We start from the raw sequence: 18,948 nt of genomic DNA, 5'->3' as shown, positions 1-18,948 counted from the left end.
GTAAAATACGACTCACTGTCACATTGAAGTGGACAATCGCAATGCAACTCGACGACATGCGGATCTTCGTGAATACCGTAGATGCGGGCAATTTCACGGCGGCAGCCCATCGGCTGCGGCTTTCCAAGCAGTTCGTGAGTCGGCGCGTGGCGGCGCTGGAGGCCGATCTGGGCGCGCGCCTGCTCGTGCGCAACACGCGCAAGCTGGCGGTCACGGACCTCGGCCAGGACTTCTACGAGCGCGCGAAGCGCATCCTTGCGGACGTCTCGGAGGCCGAGCAGGCCATGTCGGACCGGCGCAGCGAGCCCCGCGGCCTCCTGAAAGTGAGCGCGCCGATGTCGTTCGGCATGGCGCACCTTTCGCCGCTCGTCGCCGAATTTCTGCGCGAGCATCCGGACGTGCGCTTCGACATGGATCTGAGCGACCGCACCGTCGACGTGATCGGCGAGGGTTTCGACATGGCGCTGCGCATCGGCCGGCTGGCGGATTCCACGCTGGTCGCGCAAAAGCTCATCGACGTGCGCATGATCGCCTGCTGCAGCCCCGGCTACCGGCGCCGGCGGCGCGCGCCGCAAACGCCCGCCGAGCTCGCGCAGCACGCCTGCCTGCCGTACGGGCAGCAGGGCCGCGCGCCGTGGGAATTCATCGTCGACGGCGTGCGCACGCCTTTCGACGTGCACGGGCCGCTGCGCGCGAACAATGGCGAAGTGATCCGCGACGCGGCCATTGCCGGGCTCGGCATCTGCTATCTGCCGGACTTCATCGTCGCGGGGTCGGTTGACGCGGGCCTGCTGGTGGAGGTGCTGGAACCGTTCATGCCGCCGCCCAACGCGCTCCATGCGCTGTACCCGCAGCATCGTGAAGCTTCCGTGACGATCCGCGCATTCACGCAATACTTGCGCGAGCGGCTCGCGGCGCGTGCGGCAACCGCGCGTGGCGGGGCGCTTTGACGCAGCAAGCCTGCGGCCCTTGCAGAAGGGCCGTTGCGCCTGCATCTAACGGGTAGAGCTTCGTGAACGCATCATGACAGCGCGGCCGCGTGAGGCGCATTGTCGCAGTTTCGTTGTATGCTCACCGCCCCGAGGGTTGCTCGGGCCGCGCGATGCGGGCGCGGAACCCCCATGCCGGCGGGCTTTGACGGACGCTATGGGGTCCGATAGGCAGGGTTAATACCCGCGATCAAAGCAACCAATTTTTCAAACGGACGCGGTTCCCGTAATCTTCGTCCATACCTTTTCCCAACCCAGAGCGAGGAAACAACGCATGTCTCTCATCAACACGCAAGTCAAGCCGTTCAAGGCAACCGCATACCACAACGGTAAGTTCGTTCCGGTCTCTGAGGAAAACCTCAAGGGCAAGTGGTCGGTTGTCGTGTTCTACCCGGCCGACTTCACTTTCGTGTGCCCGACCGAACTCGGCGACCTGGCTGACCAGTACGCAGAATTCCAGAAGCTGGGCGTTGAAGTCTACGGTGTGTCGACCGACACGCACTTCACGCACAAGGCATGGCACGACACGTCGGACACGATCGCCAAGATCAACTACCCGCTGGTCGGCGACCCGACGGGCGCAATCACGCGCAACTTCGACGTCATGATCGAAGAAGAAGGTCTGGCACTGCGCGGCACGTTCGTGATCAACCCGGAAGGCGAGATCAAGCTGTGCGAAATCCACGACAACGGCATCGGCCGTGACGCCAAGGAACTGCTGCGCAAGGTGCAAGCTGCCCAGTACGTGGCAGCACACCCGGGTGAAGTCTGCCCCGCCAAGTGGACGCCGGGCGCTGAAACACTCAAGCCGTCGCTCGACCTCGTCGGCAAGATCTAAGCGTCGCTGTGCAAATGCGATCGCCCTGATCGCATGACGCCGAAGTCTCACTAGCTGTATCCCCGGGCCGCGCCCACGCGGCCGCGGCCCGGGTGCCCTGTTCGCCTCTCGACGCCATAAGCGGAACGGCGAAATTGCCAGGCAATACTTAGAATTCCCCCGCTTCTTCTCTAGCCGGAAAAAAAGCCATGCTCGACGCCAACCTCAAAGATCAACTCAAAAGCTACCTCGAAAAAGTCACGCAGTCGATCGAGATCGTTGCGTACCTGGACGATGGCGAGAAGTCGCAAGAACTGCAGCAACTGCTGCAGGACATCGCATCGCTCTCGAATCGCATCTCCCACGAAGAACGCCGTGGCGCCGCAGCCGGCGACGCGCGTACCCCTTCGTTCGACATCAAGCGCGCGAATTCCGACGTGAAGGTCACGTTCGCGGGCATTCCGATGGGCCACGAATTCACGTCGCTCGTGCTGGCGCTGCTCCAGGTGGGCGGCCACCCGGTCAAGCTCGAGAACGACACCATTGAACAGGTGAAGGCGCTCGACGGCGCGTTCTCGTTCGAAGTCTATATGTCGCTGTCGTGCCAGAACTGCCCGGAAGTCGTGCAGTCGATCAACGCGATGGCTGCGCTCAACCCGAATGTGCAGATCGTCACGATCGACGGCGCGCTCTACCAGGACGAAGTCGAGAAGCGCCAGATCATGGCCGTGCCGACCATCTACCTGAACGGCGAAGTGTTCGGCCAGGGCCGCATGGGCGTGGAAGAGATTCTCGCGAAGCTCGACACCGGCGCCTCGTCGCGTGCTGCCGAGAAGCTGAACCAGAAGGATGTATTCGACATGCTCATCGTCGGCGGCGGCCCCGCTGGCGCTGCGGCTGCGATCTACGCGGCGCGCAAGGGCATCAAGACCGGCGTGCTCGCCGAGCGCTTCGGCGGTCAGGTGCTCGACACGATGGCCATCGAGAATTTCGTCTCGGTCACGGAAACGGAAGGGCCGAAGTTCGCCACGGCGCTGGAGCAGCACGTGCGCGCCTATGACGTCGACATCATGAACCTGCAGCGCGCCGATGCGCTCGTGCCCACGGGCAACGGCTTCGAAGTGCGCACGCAAAGCGGTGCGACGCTGCGCGCGAAGAGCGTCGTGCTCGCCACCGGTGCGCGCTGGCGCAACGTCGATGTGCCGGGCGAGCAGCAGTACAAGAACAAGGGCGTGGCCTACTGCCCGCACTGCGACGGCCCGCTCTTCAAGGGCAAGCGCGTGGCGGTGATCGGCGGCGGCAACTCGGGCGTGGAAGCGGCGATCGACCTGGCCGGTATCGTGAGCCATGTCACGCTGCTCGAATTCGGCGCACAACTGCGTGCGGACGAAGTGCTGCAACGCAAGCTGCGCAGCCTGCCGAACGTCACGGTGCACGTGAACGCGCAAACCACGGAGATTTCCGGCGACGGCCAGAAGGTAACGGGTCTCGCTTTTCTCGAACGCACGTCGGGCGAGAAGCGTCATCTCGAACTCGAAGGCGTGTTCGTGCAGATCGGCCTCGTGCCGAACACCGAGTTCCTCAAGGGCACGGTGGCGCTGTCGAAGCACGGCGAGATCGAAGTGGACGCGAAGGGCCAGACGTCGGTGCCGGGCGTGTTCGCCGCGGGCGACGTGACGACCGTGCCGTTCAAGCAGATCGTGATCGCCGTGGGCGAAGGCGCGAAGGCATCGCTCGGCGCATTCGACTATCTGATCCGCTCGTCGGTGGAACAGGAAGAAGACGCGAAGGCGGCGCCCGTGGTCGCCTAAGCAAAGGGTTGTAGCAGTCTCTCTTTACGCCGGCTCACGCCGGCGTTTTTTTATGGTTTCGCGAGATGAGGCGGCTCAGTCCTGCACGAGCGGGCTGCCATACGGGAAGTCGGCCGCCGGTTCCGCATGCTTTTGCCGATGGGCCTGGCGCAATGGCTTGAGCACGAACACGGCGAGCAGGGCGGAGACCGCCGCCATGCCCGAGGCGAGCATGAATACCGCGTGCCAGCTGCCGGTTGCCGCGGTGATCACGCTCGTGAACGGCACGAGCAGCGCGGCCGTGCCCTTCGCGGTGTAGAGCAGACCCGCGTTGGTCGCGGCGAACTTTGGACCGAAGGTGTCGCCGCAGGTGGCGGGGAAGAGGCTGTAGATCTCGCCCCATGCGAAGAACACGATGCCCGTGAGCACGACGAACGCCGTCGGGCTGTGGCCGTATTGCGAGAGCAGCACGATGCCGATCGCCTCGATGCCGAACGCGACGAACATCGTGTTCTCGCGGCCGATGCGGTCCGATACCCAGCCGAAGAAGGGTCGCGTGAGACCGTTGAGCACGCGGTCGATGGTGAGCGCGAACGTGAGCGCAGGCAGCGTGAGGCCGAGCAGCGAGACGGGCGAGTCGTGCAGGCCGAAGTCCTTCGCGATGGGGCCGAGCTGCGCGGTCGCCATCAGGCCGCCTGCGGCCATCATCACGAACATGGCGTACATCACCCAGAAGATGGGCGACGCAACCACCTCGCGCGGGCTAGCGTTGTAGACGGCGCTCGCACTCTGCGCGACCTGCTTCGCCGCGTGTCCCATTTGTCCGATGGCGCGTTTCGCCGCCGCTACGCCGTGCGAGGCGGGCGCGCTGAGCGCGAAGCCGAGCACGAGCACGACGATCCCTTGCCCCAGACCGAACCAGAGGAAGGTGGATTCGTATCCGCTGCTCTTGATCATGTTGGCGATCGGCACGACGGTCGCAGCCGAGCCGGCTCCGAAGCCCGCCGCCGTGATGCCGGCCGCGAGCCCGCGCCGGTTCGGAAACCATTTGAGCGCGTTGCCGACGCAGGTGCCATAGACGGCGCCCGCACCGAGCCCGCCGATGGCGGCCGCGATATAGAGCACGGGCAGCGACGCGGCGACCGAATTGAGCACCCAGGCAACCGCGCACAACAGCCCGCCGCCCACGACCACGGGACGCGGCCCGTACTTGTCGACGAGCCACCCTTCCACGGGCACGAGCCAGGTTTCGGTGACGACGAAGATCGTGAACGCGACCTGAATCGCGGCGCGCCCCCAGTGATACTTCTCGTTGATCGGATTGACGAACAGCGTCCAGCCGTACTGCATGTTGGCGATCATCGCCATGCAGATGACGCCGAGCACGAGTTGCGTCCACGGCGACGCGAATCGCGACGCCCCTCCTTGCCGATGCTCCATGTGTGTCTCCGGTTTCTTCGAATGAATGTCTTCTGCGAGGGGCGGTCGTTGCCAGAATCGCAGTCGCAAATCCTGTCGTTTAGCTGACAGTCGTTTACACAATATGTAATATATCAATGAAGTCAAGCGGAAGACATCTCAGGGCTTCTACTAGCTCCGGGCATTGATGAGTATGGTTTTTGAAAGCTTGTGACCGATGCCGCCGGCGCCAGAAAAAAAGCCCGCCGGCTAGGCCGGACGGGCTGAGGCATGCGCGAGATAGCGGAAATCGCGACATGTGATGTCGTTATAGTTGAAAGCTTTTGGTAATGTAAGGAGAAAATTTTCTAAAGCCTTTCAGATTGATTTGAGTGAAAGGTTGGCCGCCGGTTTTGCGCGCAAGTTGGCGGCCCGGCAGGACGCGAGGTCGTGCAGCGTCCCGGTACGCGTGCCAAACTGGCTGCCGGCGGGTCGACACCGCCGATCGAGGAGACGAATCATGCAGCGCGAAACATTCATCCGCAGCCTGGCTGAGGAAGGCTTTCCCGAGCCCGTCGTCGTGACGCGCGAAGCCGGCGTCATGGAGGTCCATTCGCATCCGTTCGAAGCGAAGGCGCTGGTCATCGAGGGCGAACTGCACATCCGCGTGGGCGGCGAGGAGCGGCTCTACAAGGCCGGCGACGTGTTTCATCTCGCCGCCAACCTGCCGCACGCCGAGCGCTACGGGCCACAGGGCGTGCAGTATCTGGTGGGGAGGAAGTGAGGGCGGGGCGCCTATGCCGCGAGGGGGCGAAGCTCCGAGAGATCGGCGTTTCCTGCGGCTTCCTCCAGATCGTAGTCGCTCTGGAGGTTCATCCAGAACTGCGGTGAGGTGCCGAATACGATCGACAGACGCAGCGCGGTGTCAGCGGTCACGCTGCGCGCGCCATGCACGATTTCGTTGATGCGCCGCGGCGGTACTTTCATGGCTCGCGCCAGCGCGTTCTGGCTCATCTCCATCGGCGTGAGGAATTCCTCCTGCAGCACTTCGCCGGGATGGACGTTCCGGAGCTTTTTCATAGTCCGCACCTCAGTGGTAGTCGACGATTTCGACGTCATGGGCGTGGCCGCGACTGCGCACCGGACCAGATGAGTGCCGTTTCCTTGTCATGGAAGTTTTGGATCGCCATGCCAAAGCATAACGCCGTGCGTCATATGACGCACGGCGTTATAGTCGACCAAAGTCCGTTCGCGTCAAGCGAACATGGAAAAGCGACGCGCTCCCTTACCCCCGCACCGCGATCTCCCTCTTCCACCCCGCGATGATCTTCCCGGCGAGCGCGTTGTAGTCGCCGTCGAAGTGGTGATCGCCGTTCGTCTTGACGACGTCGATGCCGGTATTCACGAGCGCCGGACACAGCGTGTCTTTCTCGCCCGCGCCATACACGCATTGCACGATCGAAGGCGGCACCTTCGCGAGTTCCGGGCGCACCTGCAGTGCGTTGTCGCTGGCGGGCATGCCGAGCCAGCCCGTCACGCGGATCTGGAAGTCGGCGTCCGGTGCGAAGCCGAGCAGCGACATGTACGACACCTTCGCGCGCAACGCGTCGGGCAGACGGTTGTAGGCGAACGGCATCACGTCCGCGCCGAACGAGTAGCCCACCAGCGCGATGTGCTGCGCATGCCAGCGCGAGCCGTAGGTCTTCAGCACGCGGGCGAGATCGTGGCTCGTTTGCTCGGGCGTCTTTTCGCTCCAGAAGTAGCGCAGCGCGTCCCAGCCGATCACCGAAATACCCTGCTTTTGCAGCGCTTCTGCAATCGTCTTGTCGAGATCGCGCCAGCCGCCGTCGCCCGAGATCACCACCGCGAGCATGTCGGTGGGGTGCGCCGCGGGCAGTTCGACGAGCGGCAGGTCCGACACGTCCTCTTCGCTTTCCGTCACGACGCGCAGGTGATTCGATGTGAGCGCAACGATCTTGTCGGCGTCGGCAACGCCGGGGGCGAAGGTGCGCGATGCACCAGGACCGGTTGCGCGCGCATCTTTCGTCGTCACGCCCTGCTCGAAGAAACCGGGCAGGCCATTGCCGCGCGAGAGCGTGGGGTCGGCCGGGCAGGGCGCGAAGCGCGCGTCGAGCTTCGCGGCCGGATCGAGCGACACGGCGCCCGCCATCGTGTTCGCGGGCGCCTGCGAGAGCATGTGCTGTGCGATGAGTGCACCCTGGCCGCTGCCGATGGCGATCGGCGCGTAGTACTCGCTGGAGCCCAGTTGGCGTTCGAGCTGGTGGCTCAGCGCTTCGGCGTCGCTGTAAAGCTTGTGGCAGGCCTCGTTCTTCACGGCGGCGAGGTTCTGCGCATAGCGCTCCGTATCCACGCCCACGACGAGTGCGCCATGCTGCGCGAGTGCGTCGGCGCGCGTCTGGTCGGCGGCGCTCCAGTGCTTGTCGGCCGAGAACAGCACGGTGAAGCCGCGTATCGCGCCACCCGGCTTCGTCACCGCGACTTCGCCGTAACGGCCGCCGGAAACGTGCATCGTCGCGGCGGAGGCGGGCGTCGAGGCGGGCATCGAAGCGGCGTTGGCGTGAGCCGTGAAAAACGCGAGCACAGCGGCGCCCGCTGCCGTGCCTGCAATGCGCGGCAGCCTGGAAATACGGAATGTCATGAGCGCCAGCCTCCTGCCAGCAGCGATAGATCGGCGAGGGTGATGAACACGCTGATCGAGCCCGAAGCGGCCAGATAGCGTGGTTCCCAGCGCGGCGCGAACTTGTTCTTGAAGCCGCGCAGCCCCCGGAAGTTATAGAAACGGCCGCCGAAGCGCCAGATGAAGCCCGCGAGCCGGTGCCACGACGACGCGAGCGGCGACGGACCCATGCCCGAGAGCGGTGCCATGCCGAGCGAGAGCGACTGGTAGCCGGCGGCCTTCAGATGCAGCGCGAGCTGCGTGAACAGATACTCCATCGCGTAGGGCGAGGCGCCCGGCAGATGGCGCATGACGCCAACCGTCGCGTCGGTGTTCAGATCGGTCGTCATGAAGGTGACGAAGGCGAGCGGCTCGCCGTTCTGGCGGATCAGCAACACGGACTGCGCGGCGAGATAGTCGTCGTCGAACGCGGCCACCGAGAAGCTCTTTTCGCGCGCTTCGCGGTCCTGCAGCCAGGCGTCGGAGATCGCGCGCAGCACCGGCAGGCTCGCACCCATCTGCGTGGGCTCGATGTGTTCGATCGAAAAACCGTCGCGTTCGCCGCGCTTGAGCGCGTAGCGCAGATGCGCGCGCTGCGGACCCTTGAGATCGAATTCCTGCAGCATCACGCGCGCTTCCTCGCCGAGCTTCATCAGCGTGAGGCCGGCGTCGAGATAGAGCGGCAGCGCGTCGGCGCGTACCTGATAGAACGCCGCGCGGCCGTTGTGAGCATGGGCGAGCGTGACGAATTCGCGGATCAGCGCGGGCCACTCTTCGCGCGGGCCGACCGGATCGTGCAGCGCCGCCCACGTGCGGCCGCGCTTCGCGTACATGAGGAATGCCTTGCGCGAGGCGGAGAAGAGGAAGCTCTTGTCGCCCATCAGCGCGAGTCCCGCGTCGCTGCGCTCCTGCGCGCGCACGATACGCGCGGCCTCTTCGAGGTCTTCGCTCGGGGGCATCACGAAGCGGCCGGCGGCGGGGCGCAGCAGTTGCCACAGCGCGAGCGCGGCGGCGAACACGCCGGCGCCGAGCGTGGCGCGCAGCGCGCGCGGGGCGCGGCTGTGGAAGGCGAATTGCCACCAGAGGCTCTGCGAGTACTGTACGTCGCGGAACGCGAACAGCAGCACCCATACGGCGAGCGCGATCACGCAACCGACCGAGGCGAGCCAGGCCGGCGTGAAGCGTTCGGAGAACATCGACGAGTGGCGATTGAAGCGCTTGCGCGTGCCGAGGAGCAGCACGATCAGCACGCCCAGCACGCCCGCTTCGACGAAGGCGAGGCCCTTGGCGAGCGAGAGCGCGAGGTTGGCCACGGCGATCACGAGCGCGAGCCACCAGGCGGCGTCCAGGCGCCGCAGCAGACCGCGCGCGACGAACAGGAGCAACACGCCGAAGAGGCTGCCCATCAGTTGCGAGCTTTCGAGCACCCAGAGCGGCACGATGGTTTGCAGCAGCGCGATGCGCTTGGAGAACGCGGGCGTGGCGCCCGAGATCACGAGCATGCTGCCGGTCACGAACGTCACGATGGCGAGGAAGAGCGGCGCGAGTTGCGAGACGCCGTCGGCGCCGCGCTTCGCAAAGCGGGCGCTGAGCGGCGTCTTGAGCGCGCGGCCCTCGAATACGGCGAGCACCGCCGCCGCGAGCGCGAGCGGCGCGCCGAAGTAGATCGCGCGATAGGCGAGCAGCGCGGCAAGCACCTTGGAGGTGGGCACGCTCGGGCCGAGCGCGTAGACCATCGCGGCTTCGAACACGCCGATGCCGCCGGGCGTGTGGCCGATCAGGCCGAGCAGCATGGCGGCGCAATACACGGTGAGGAAGTCGGGGAAGCCGAGGAGGGCATGCGGCATGACCGACCAGAGCGCCAGCCCGGCGCCGACCACGTCGAGCGCGGCCAGCAGCAGCTGCGCGACGAGGTCGCGCCGCGCCGGCACCGCAAAGCGCAGCCAGGCGCGGCCGAACGGCTCGATCTCGCGCGCGCTTGCGGGGCAAAGGATGACCATCACCGCGCCGCAGCCGAGCACCACGCCGCCAATCAGGCGCAGCTCGTCGGGCGAGAGGTGCAGCAGACCGGAGAGCGTGCCGGCGGCGCCCACCATGCCGAGCGCGGTCATGAGCACGAGGGCGAGGGCGAGCGTGACGCTCGTGAACACCGTCATGCGGCCGATCTGCGCGGCGGTGACGCCCGCGCCGCCATAGACGCGGCAGCGCACGGCGCCGCCCGTGAGTGCGCCGAAGCCGGTGACGTTGCCGAGCGCCGAGCCGGCGATCGCGCCGGCCCACAGCGCGCCGCGCGAGACGCGCGCGCCGAGGTAGCGCAGGCCCACGGCGTCGCGTCCGACCAGCGCGACGAAGCTCACGGCCGTGGCGGCGAGCGCGCCGACCCATTGGGCGGGCGTGAGCGTCCAGAGCTGGCGGATCACCGAGTGGTAGTCGACCGTGCGCGAGAGGTGCTGGAACACGACCAGCAGCAGCGCGCAGATGCCGAGCGCGAACACCGGCGCGACGAAGCGCTGCAGGTGCAGGGCACCGGCACGGCGGCGCAGCGCCCCGAGGGCGCGCGCCGCGCGCGAAGAATGCGATTGAGACATGGATCGGTCTGGTGGCTCTCTGCGATGTCGCCGTATCGACTGTTACAGCTTCCCCGGCGGTGACATCGTGTTTATTCGCGTTTTGCGCTTACGTTCTTTCGAGGCCGGTTCTCGCGCACCTCGCGCGCGAACCGGAAATTCGAGCCGAATCGTAATCGTTCGGAAAGGACTAGTTAAGCTCAGCAAACGCATAGGACTCCCCGCCGGTTGACGCCCCGGTGCAAGAAACCGCTATTGGGTGCGGATCAATTCGGCGCGATGGCGCGCCGTAACTAGTGGATTTAATTAGGGAATAATCTTTTCGTGATTGATGTTTGCAGAGCCTAATTAACAGATGGATTGAACGGCAAGGTAATCGTTAAGTTGTGAGTAATGGGCGGGCGTTTATCGCATACTGAAACACGCGCCGTTCAGGCCGGTGCGCCGCAAGCCTTGCGTGGCGGGCGTTGCAGGCAGGCGCCTCGTGATTGTTTCGCAGCCGGAGATAATGTTTGGGCTGTTAGCCAGGCGCTTCCTGAAATCGCTGTCACTAATTCGAGACAGCTTGTTTATTCCTTTTACAATGCGCGACGGGCGAGTTAGTCTGCTTTGGTCAAGAGTTGTTTTACTGCGCCGGGAGAATGACGTGAAAAGACTAGCCTTGACTTCCCTTTCGCTGGCCGCGCTCGGGGTTGCCGGCACGGCTCAGGCACAGACCAGTGTGACGCTGTACGGCACGATCGACACGTCGATCACCTACGTCAATCACGCCGACGGCAGCAAAAACCTCTGGACGCTCGGCAACAGCAGCTTCGGCAATCTCTCCGGCTCGCGATGGGGTTTGAAGGGCGCCGAAGATCTCGGCGGCGGCCTCAAGGCGATCTTCCAGCTGGAAAGCGGCTTCAACCCGTCCACCGGCGCGCTCGCGCAGGGTGGCAGGCTGTTCGGCCGACAGGCATACGTGGGCTTGACAGCCGAGCAGTACGGGTCGCTCACGCTCGGGCGGCAGTATGACCCGCTCATCGACCTCGTGCAGGGCATCACGGCGGACAACTATTTCGGCTCCGTGTTCGCCACGCCCGGCGACGTCGACAACTACGACAACAGCTTTCGCGTGAACAACGCCGTCAAGTACACCACGCCCGTATGGAGCGGCCTCCAGGCTGCGGCGATGTACTCGTTTGGCGGCATTGCGGGCTCGACAGGCGCCGAACAGTCGTACTCGGCGGCGGTCAACTACACCAACGGTCCGCTCGCGCTGGCGGGCGGCTACTTCTACGCGACCAACAGCCAGGCCGTGAACGGCATTCGCACCGGCGGCTGGACGAGTACTTCGGACGGCACCTTCGACGGCCCGATCAACTCCGGCTACGCCACGGCACACTCGCTCACCATCGCGCGCGCGGCGGCGCAGTATCAGCTCGGCCAGTTCACGCTCGGCCTCGGCTACAGCAACGCGCGCTACTCGCCGGACGGCAGCTCGGTGTTCCGCGAGACGCAAAAGTACAACACCGGCCAGGGCTTCGTGAACTATCAGCTGAACCCGGCGCTGCTGCTCGGCATTGGCTACAGCTACACGCACGCCAATGGCGATACGTCGGCGAATTACAACCAGGTGTCGCTCGGCGCCGATTACAGCCTCTCGAAGCGCACCGACCTCTATATGACGGCGGCCTGGCAGCATGCGAGCGGCGATACCGGCAACGGCACGGGCGGCTCGATGCCGGCCGAGGCGTCGGTCGGCTCGTATGGTTACTCGGGCACGTCGAACCAGACCATCGTGAACCTCGGGCTGCGGCACAAGTTCTGATCGCGCGCTTCGACTTACGACGACGCCGGATGCGCCAGTTGGGCGGCGCATCCGGCGTTTTGGCGTTTGCGGCTCTGGCTTTGCCTCAACGCGCATCAAGCGCCAGGGCTTCGCACATCACGCCTCGCGCGAGCGCCGGAGCGTGAGCAGCGCAAGCCAGGCGGCGAGGCGCTCCATACCGCGCCGTACGCCCGCAAACGGCGGCTGCCAGGCGCTCGTGATGCTCACGCGCGCCGGCAAGGCGGCCTCGGTGCTGAGCCAGATGCGCTCGCCACGCTCGAGCCGAAGCGTCTCGCCCGGTTGCAGCCAGTGGTCGTAGGGCGAGCGGGCGCGCGTGACCCACACCTGGGCCACCTGAACCCGCAGTGTGGCCGACGCATTCACGCGCCAGGTGATCGTGCGCATGGGCGGCACGGCAAAGTGGACAGACTGGACGGGCAACGGATCGTCGAAACGGTCGGTTGCGTCCGCAACGGCGTGCAGAGCGGGTTGTGAGGCGGGCTGTAAAGCGGGTTGTGAAGCGGTCAGTGAGGCTGCCTGAAAAGCGTCATCCATCGTTTTCTCCAGTTTTTGGAGCCGACGAACGGAGCGCTGTCACCCAGAAAAACAAAAAGCCCCGTCGATGCCGGCGGGGCTTGTGATTTGCGTGACGACAGACTGCTAGTACGCACACCATCCCCGTGGGATACCCGTATGGGTTTTCCACGGATGATTCATCGTGTTTGCGATGACGAGGTGGGTGAAGGAAGTGTGCATGGGTCGAGTGTGCGGGGTGCCTCGCAGCGCTGTCAACCTGAAATGCTTAAATGGCATTGGCGGCCGCAGTTCGTGTTGCGTGCGAGTCTCGTTCCCACCGTTGCATGACGCGATCGTGCCCTTCGATGGCATATCCCCTTGCGGGCAGCACCGGTTTCTCACTAGGATTGGTTGTTTTTCATAGATATCCGGTTGGCCGTGCCCACAATGTGGGAGCGAACCCCTGATAGACCCCCAGGGCATCGAAGTGTTGTGTGGAAACGACTGCATCTGATATATCACATACAGAATATTGCTTTTTGTCGCGACGCAGCATATGATTGAGGTATTCGATTACTCAATCATGCGGAGCTTCAAATGGATTTCGTTTCTCTCGCACTGTTCGGTGCAGCGGTTGTGGGTCTGGGTGCAGCTGCTACGGTCATGATCGCCAGGTGGCTGCCGCAGTCTGCCATTGAGCAGGCCGCGCAGCATGGCCGGTACGCCGGTTTGGGCGAAGCGCCGCGCGCCAGGGCCGTTCGTCGTGCACAATTCGGTCCGCGAATCCGTCCGCAGGTCGGAAAAGAGGTAATCAATGTCGTCAGAACAAACTGAAGTTGTAGCAAGCCGGGAAGCGGCGCCGCTCAAGCTGGCGCTGCAGCCCATCAACGCCACACTGAGCCTGCGCGATCAGGCTTACGCCATGCTGCGCCAGGCCATTGCCGACGCCGACATCTACCAGTCGCGCGAGGAAATCCGGCTCGACGAGCGCGTGCTGAGCGAATCGCTCGGCGTGAGCCGCACGCCGGTGCGCGAGGCCATGACGCTGCTCGAGCAGGAAGGCTTCCTGCGCATGGTGCCGCGCCGCGGCATCTATATCGTGCGCAAGAGCAAGCGCGAGATCGTCGAGATGATCCAGATGTGGGCCGCGCTCGAAAGCATGGCCGCGCGCCTCGCCACGATACACGCCACCGACGAGGAAATCGCGCGGCTGCGCCACATGTTCGACGACTTCCGCGACAGCACGCCTGCCGAACACATCGCCGAGTACTCGGACGCCAACATCGCGTTCCACCAGGCGATCGTCGAGCTTTCCCGCTCGCAGATCATCCTCGACACCATCAAGAACATCTTCGTGCACGTGCGCGCCATTCGCCGCATGACGATATCGCAGAGCGACCGGGCTTCGCGCTCGATCGTCGATCATCTGCGCATTATCGAGGCGCTGGAGAAGCGCGACACCGAACTGGCGGAAAAGCTCGTGCGCCAGCATTCGCTCGATCTCGCGGTCTATGTCGAGAAGAACTGCGATTTCCTTGACTGAGACGGACAGTTAGCGCCGCGAATTCAGGGCAAAACGGGAGACCTTCAGGTCTCCCGTTTTGCGTTTACGTCCCTTCACGCCCATTCAGCACGCGTCGGCTGAACGACCTCCGACAGCCGACTTTATGCGCATCAACCCCTGGCATCCCTGACCAACTCCTGTTGCCAGACAGCATCCTTCACACGGAATCTGGCATATCAGATGCAGCAAATGCTCGGGGTTTTCCCTCGTGTGCACCGCATCAACGCTGTCGAACTTGTGCCAAAACCATGCTGGATAAGGCTTCGACGCGATTCTAATGGCATTCCCGATGGGCAATTCCCCTCTTGCTTCGTTGTGATATATCACATACCGTATTGCTCAAGGACGCAGATGACGCGCCATCGCGCGAAACGCCTCTGCCCACGCAACCCCACCGATTTTCGAAAACTCGCCCGGCCACGATTAGATAAGGAGACATGACATGGGCAAGGCATTGAACGGCGTGCGCATCCTCGATTTCACGCACGTGCAGTCGGGACCCACCTGCACGCAACTGCTCGCCTGGTTCGGCGCGGACGTGATCAAGGTAGAGCGCGCAGGCGCCGGCGACATCACGCGGGAGCAGCTGCGCGACCTGCCGGACGCGGACAGCCTCTACTTCACGATGCTCAACGGCAACAAGCGTTCGCTCACACTCGACACGAAGAACCCGCAAGGCAAGCGCGTGCTGGAGCGGCTCATTCGCGACTGCGACGTACTGGTCGAGAACTTCGCGCCGGGCGCGCTCGAGCGCATGGGCTTCAGCTGGGAACATATCCAGACGCTGAACCCGCGCATGATCGTCGCCTCGGTGAAGGGCTTCGGCCCCGGCCCCTACGAGGACTGCAAGGTCTACGAGAACGTCGCGCAGTGCGTGGGCGGCGCCGCATCGACGACGGGTTTCGACGATGGCCCGCCGGTCGTCTCGGGCGCGCAGATCGGTGACAGCGGCACCGGTCTGCATCTCGCGCTCGGCATCGTCACGGCGCTCTATCAGCGCACGCACACGGGGCGCGGCCAGAAGGTGCTCGCGGCCATGCAGGACGGCGTGCTCAACCTGTGCCGCGTGAAGCTGCGCGACCAGCAGCGGCTCGAGCGCACCGGCGTCATGAAGGAGTACCCGCAGTATCCCAACGACGGTTTCGGCGAGGCCGTGCCGCGCGCCGGCAATGCATCGGGCGGCGGCCAGCCGGGCTGGATTCTCAAGTGCAAGGGTTGGGAGACCGATCCGAACGCCTATATCTATTTCATCGCGCAGGCGCCCGTTTGGGACCGCATCTGCAAGCTGATCGGACGCGAGGAGTGGATCGACGATCCCGACTACGCCACGCCGAATGCGCGCCTGCCGCGCCTGAAGGCGATCTTCGACGAGATCGAGCACTGGACCATGCATCGCACGAAGTTCGACGCGATGGCCGTGCTCAACCGCTACGACATTCCGTGCGGTCCGATTCTCTCGATGAAGGAGATCGCCAGCGACGAATCGCTGCGCGCGAGCGGCACGATCGTCGAGGTGGATCACCCGGTGCGCGGCAAGTACCTCACGGTGGGCAACCCGATCAAGCTCTCGGACAGCCCGACCGAAGTCACGCGCTCGCCGATGCTCGGCGAACACACCGACGAAGTGCTCGCCGAATTCGGCTACACGAAGGACGAGATCCACTCGCTGCGCGCTTCTGGCGCCGTTTGAAACCCAGGAGGAAACATGGAAACGTGGATGCGTTTGATGGCGAGCGACGGCAGCATCGTGTTCGGCCGCGTCGAGAACGGTTACTTGCACGAATACGAAGGGCTCGATCAGCCGGTGCCCACTGGGGCGGTGCTGTCGCTGCGCGCGCTCACACCGCTCGCGCCCTGTGCGCCCGGCAAGGTCGTCGCGCTCTGGAACAATTTTCACGCACTCGCCGCGAAACTCGAAAAACCGGTGCCAGCGCACCCGCTTTTTCTCATCAAGCCGGCGGCTTCGGTGATTGGCTCATCGGAATTGATTCGGCGTCCTGCTCACTACGCGGGAAAAATCGTCTTCGAAGGCGAACTCGGCATCGTGATCGGCAAGCGCTGCCGCGACGCGAGCGTCGAAGAGGCCGAGTCGGCGATCTTCGGCTACACGATCGTCAACGACGTCACGGCCGCGGGCCTCATCACCGAGAATCCGCACTTCCCGCAATGGTGCCGCGCCAAAGGTTTCGATACGTTCTGTTGTCTGGGCCCGGCGATCGTTTCCGGGTTCGACTGGCAACGCGCACGCGTCGTCACGAAACTCGACGGCGTGGAGCGGCAGAATTATCCGCTCGACGACATGGTGTTCTCGCCGGCGCAGCAGGTGAGCCTCATTTCGCAGGACCTGACGCTCGAACCCGGCGACGTGATTGCGTGCGGCACCTCACTCGGCGTAGGCTCGATCGTTGATGGCGCAACGGTCGAGGTCGCCATCGAAGGGATCGGTACGTTGAGCAATGCGCTGGGCGCCGCGTCGGCGCAAATCGAGTCGCTCGCCGCCGTAGCGGGCGCGGCTTGACGGCCTAAAACCAAAGACGCGCGCGGCAGCGATGCCGCGCGAGGAGGAGAGATGCCGGAGCAACTGGCTGGCGACCTGGCGTGGCTGGGCGCTGGCGCGCTGTTCGCATGGCTCGGCTGTGCATTTGCACAACTGGCGGCGCTCGCGCCGGTGCGTGCGTGGCCTTTGTCGCGTTCTCGCGCCGCGCTGCGCTGCGCCAGGCGCGCTGGTGCGCCGCACACGCATCGGCTCGCATTCGCCATTTCGTTCGCATTGCTGCTGACCGTGCCGCCCGGCGTGATCGCCGCGGGCTGGATGCATGCGCCCGACGCGACGGTTGCAGTCGAAGCCGGCGTGCTGGGCGGTTTGTGCCTGGCTGGCCGGCGCGACCTCACGCGGCGCGCGCGGACGGCGGCGCTGCTGGGCGGGGTAGCGGGCGCGAGTGTCTTGATCGGCGCGTTCGCTGGCTACGTGCTGCAGCCCGAGCGTAGTGCTGGCGAACGTGTGGCACTGTTCGTTGCGGCGGCAACCGGCGCGCTGCTGACCGGCGGCGCGCTGAGTCTCTTCAGCCGTGGCGCGCAAGCGAGCGGCGCGGCGCGCAGGCGCGTGCCGTTCGGCCGCGGCGACCGCGTCATGCATGTCATCGCGCTGCTGCTAGGCGCGGCGCTCGGCTATGGATTTCTGAGCGCGCGTGAATCGCCCGATTTCGAAATCTCCGTGCTGGTCGCGGCGAGCGTACTGTGCGCGGCGCTGGGCGCGCGGTTCATGAGCGGCGCCCGGCGGCCGCGGCTTGCACGCACGGGCGCCGTCGAGGCGTCACCGCCGCGCGAGCCCTTCAGCGCGACATTCAACGCAAGTTTTGCGGGTGTGCCGGACGAACTGCTGGTCGCGGCCTGCGGCGGCGGCGCGTTCGAACCCGCCTGGCTGGCCGCGAGCGACCCGCCACAGGGCGGCGCGGGGCGCGCGGGTCATCACGCGTCGCAGGACTTGCCACGGCGGCGGCGCAGCCGGGGCGGCGCACTGCGTCAGCGGCAAGGGCCGCACTGACGTCGCAACGACCATCCTGCGGGACCAGGGGAAAACAACAGAACGCGCACTGTGACGCGAACGATTAGTCATGCATGATGGTTCGTGTAAAAACCATCAAACCTTACTTATGCAAACTTGCTTCTGACACTTTTGTAATGTTCTCGATGAGCGCCGCGCCTTCCTCCATGAGGAAGCGCTTGAACGCGAGCGCGACGGGCGGCAGGCGCTTGTTTTTCCGGTGCACGACGTACCAGTTGAGCATGACCGGGAAGCCTTCGACGTCGAGCACGGTGAGGTGACCGACCTGCAATTCGAGGCTGATGGTATGCGCCGAAAGAAACGCGATGCCCATGCCCGCGATCACGGCCTGCTTGATCGTCTCGGTGCTCTGGATCTCCATGGCGATCTTGAGGTTCGTGATCTTCCCGGCGAAGCCTTCTTCCATCGAGTTCCACGTGTCCGAGCCGCGCTCGCGCACGATGAACGCCTCGTTGGCGAGCGTGCTGAGCTTGATGGCGCGCTTGTTGGCGAGCGGATGGGTGGGCGCCGCAACGATCACGTACGGGTGGGGCGCAAACGGCTCGTTGATGGCGTCGGTCGCGTGGGGCGGACGCACCATCACGGCGAGATCGGTCTGGTTGGTGGCGAGCTGCTGGAGCAGCTGCTCGCGGTTGTGCACGGAGAGGTTGAGCGCGACGCCCTTGTAACGGCGCGTGAACTCGGCCAGCAGACGCGGAAAGAAGTAATCGCCGGCGCTAATGACGGCGACGTTGAGCTTGCCGCCCGAGACGCCCTTGAGCTGGCTCATTGCCTCGTCCACTTCGTGGAACTGCTGCATGATCGCGCGGCTGTAGTGCAGCATCTCCGTGCCCGCGGGCGTGAGATAGATCTTCTTGCCGAGCTGCTCGAAGAGCGGCAGGCCTGCGTGATCTTCGAGCTGCCGAACCTGCGTGGATACGGCCGGCTGGGTGAGATGCAGCTCTTCCGCAGCACGCGAAAAACTGAGGTGGCGCGCCACGGTCTCGAAGACCTTGAGCTGGCGCAGCGTGGCGTTTCGCATCGTCATGGCCGAACCATAAAGGATACTGAATCCACATAATAACAAACTTTAATTGTGAGTAATTCAGCAATCACCCTAGCATAAGTTGAAAGGAGTCCGAATGCCGCGCAAAGCGCTCGAAGCTACGTTCGGGTTAACGCTCGGAACTACGATTTCATAAGGGACAACACGTAGAAAAGCCCTTGTTTCACGATGTTTTCAGGGGTCTGACGTAATGCCAGGGTGAATGAGGAT

Annotated in this window: 16 protein-coding genes; 10 read left to right on the top strand and 6 right to left on the bottom strand. The window is 64.5% G+C overall.

The window, feature by feature from the left end; genetic code table 11:
• Window positions 1-41: 41 nt before the first annotated feature.
• From AB4Y35_RS00945 to ahpF, 3 genes are all read left to right on the top strand, one after another.
• On the top strand, window positions 42-950 hold the full coding sequence (locus tag AB4Y35_RS00945; protein WP_368688633.1) for a LysR family transcriptional regulator: 909 nt from the start codon (window positions 42-44) through the stop codon (window positions 948-950).
• 313 nt (window positions 951-1,263) lie between these two features.
• Window positions 1,264-1,827, top strand: coding sequence for an alkyl hydroperoxide reductase subunit C (ahpC, locus tag AB4Y35_RS00940; RefSeq protein ID WP_368702997.1), 564 nt, complete (start codon window positions 1,264-1,266; stop codon window positions 1,825-1,827).
• 188 nt (window positions 1,828-2,015) lie between these two features.
• Window positions 2,016-3,617 carry an alkyl hydroperoxide reductase subunit F gene (ahpF, locus tag AB4Y35_RS00935; RefSeq protein WP_368702996.1) on the top strand — a complete coding sequence of 534 codons (1,602 nt, stop codon included), beginning with the start codon at window positions 2,016-2,018 and terminating at the stop codon, window positions 3,615-3,617.
• Window positions 3,618-3,692: 75 nt separating this feature from the next.
• On the opposite strand, the gene oxlT is transcribed toward ahpF, so the two are convergent.
• Complete coding sequence (gene oxlT, locus AB4Y35_RS00930; RefSeq protein WP_368702995.1) at window positions 3,693-5,036, bottom strand: oxalate/formate MFS antiporter; 1,344 nt, start codon at window positions 5,034-5,036, stop codon at window positions 3,693-3,695.
• Between the two features lie 478 nt (window positions 5,037-5,514).
• Between oxlT and AB4Y35_RS00925 the strand changes: the two genes are divergently transcribed.
• Window positions 5,515-5,778 carry a cupin domain-containing protein gene (locus tag AB4Y35_RS00925; protein WP_368702994.1) on the top strand — a complete coding sequence of 88 codons (264 nt, stop codon included), beginning with the start codon at window positions 5,515-5,517 and terminating at the stop codon, window positions 5,776-5,778.
• An 11-nt stretch (window positions 5,779-5,789) separates the two neighbouring features.
• Here the strand turns inward: AB4Y35_RS00925 and AB4Y35_RS00920 are convergent, their stop codons facing one another.
• From AB4Y35_RS00920 to mprF, 3 genes are all read right to left on the bottom strand, one after another.
• On the bottom strand, window positions 5,790-6,074 hold the full coding sequence (locus AB4Y35_RS00920) for a HigA family addiction module antitoxin (RefSeq protein WP_342919065.1): 285 nt from the start codon (window positions 6,072-6,074) through the stop codon (window positions 5,790-5,792).
• A 205-nt stretch (window positions 6,075-6,279) separates the two neighbouring features.
• Entirely contained in the window at window positions 6,280-7,557 is a 1,278-nt protein-coding gene (locus tag AB4Y35_RS00915; protein ID WP_368703814.1) for a virulence factor family protein, read from the bottom strand.
• A gap of 92 nt (window positions 7,558-7,649) precedes the next feature.
• On the bottom strand, window positions 7,650-10,259 hold the full coding sequence (mprF, locus tag AB4Y35_RS00910) for a bifunctional lysylphosphatidylglycerol flippase/synthetase MprF (protein WP_368702993.1): 2,610 nt from the start codon (window positions 10,257-10,259) through the stop codon (window positions 7,650-7,652).
• Between the two features lie 625 nt (window positions 10,260-10,884).
• On the opposite strand from mprF, the gene AB4Y35_RS00905 reads away from it, so the two are divergent.
• Window positions 10,885-12,048 carry a porin gene (locus tag AB4Y35_RS00905; protein WP_368688626.1) on the top strand — a complete coding sequence of 388 codons (1,164 nt, stop codon included), beginning with the start codon at window positions 10,885-10,887 and terminating at the stop codon, window positions 12,046-12,048.
• 117 nt (window positions 12,049-12,165) lie between these two features.
• Here AB4Y35_RS00905 and AB4Y35_RS00900 read toward each other — a convergent pair whose 3' ends face one another.
• Complete coding sequence (locus AB4Y35_RS00900) at window positions 12,166-12,603, bottom strand: DUF2917 domain-containing protein (RefSeq protein WP_368702992.1); 438 nt, start codon at window positions 12,601-12,603, stop codon at window positions 12,166-12,168.
• 558 nt (window positions 12,604-13,161) lie between these two features.
• Between AB4Y35_RS00900 and AB4Y35_RS00895 the strand changes: the two genes are divergently transcribed.
• From AB4Y35_RS00895 to AB4Y35_RS00875, 5 genes are all read left to right on the top strand, one after another.
• Window positions 13,162-13,398, top strand: coding sequence for a hypothetical protein (locus AB4Y35_RS00895; RefSeq protein ID WP_081771534.1), 237 nt, complete (start codon window positions 13,162-13,164; stop codon window positions 13,396-13,398).
• Window positions 13,379-14,107, top strand: a complete 729-nt coding sequence (locus AB4Y35_RS00890; RefSeq protein ID WP_133185668.1) for a GntR family transcriptional regulator — start codon at window positions 13,379-13,381, stop codon at window positions 14,105-14,107. Before AB4Y35_RS00895 ends, AB4Y35_RS00890 begins: the two co-directional genes overlap by 20 nt.
• 463 nt (window positions 14,108-14,570) lie before the next feature.
• A complete protein-coding gene (gene frc / locus AB4Y35_RS00885) occupies window positions 14,571-15,818 on the top strand; it encodes a formyl-CoA transferase (protein ID WP_324160147.1) in 1,248 nt (415 codons plus the stop codon).
• A 15-nt stretch (window positions 15,819-15,833) separates the two neighbouring features.
• Entirely contained in the window at window positions 15,834-16,646 is an 813-nt protein-coding gene (locus tag AB4Y35_RS00880; protein WP_368702991.1) for a fumarylacetoacetate hydrolase family protein, read from the top strand.
• Between the two features lie 51 nt (window positions 16,647-16,697).
• Window positions 16,698-17,672, top strand: coding sequence for a hypothetical protein (locus tag AB4Y35_RS00875; RefSeq protein ID WP_368702990.1), 975 nt, complete (start codon window positions 16,698-16,700; stop codon window positions 17,670-17,672).
• Between the two features lie 103 nt (window positions 17,673-17,775).
• Here AB4Y35_RS00875 and AB4Y35_RS00870 read toward each other — a convergent pair whose 3' ends face one another.
• Window positions 17,776-18,720, bottom strand: coding sequence for a LysR family transcriptional regulator (locus AB4Y35_RS00870; RefSeq protein ID WP_110383445.1), 945 nt, complete (start codon window positions 18,718-18,720; stop codon window positions 17,776-17,778).
• Window positions 18,721-18,948: the final 228 nt, after the last annotated feature.

The sequence above is a fragment of the Paraburkholderia sp. EG286A genome, from assembly GCF_040965375.1.
Lineage (GTDB): Bacteria > Pseudomonadota > Gammaproteobacteria > Burkholderiales > Burkholderiaceae > Paraburkholderia.
Note: the sequence above shows the minus strand (reverse complement) of the source record. Positions and strands in the feature narration are given on the sequence as shown.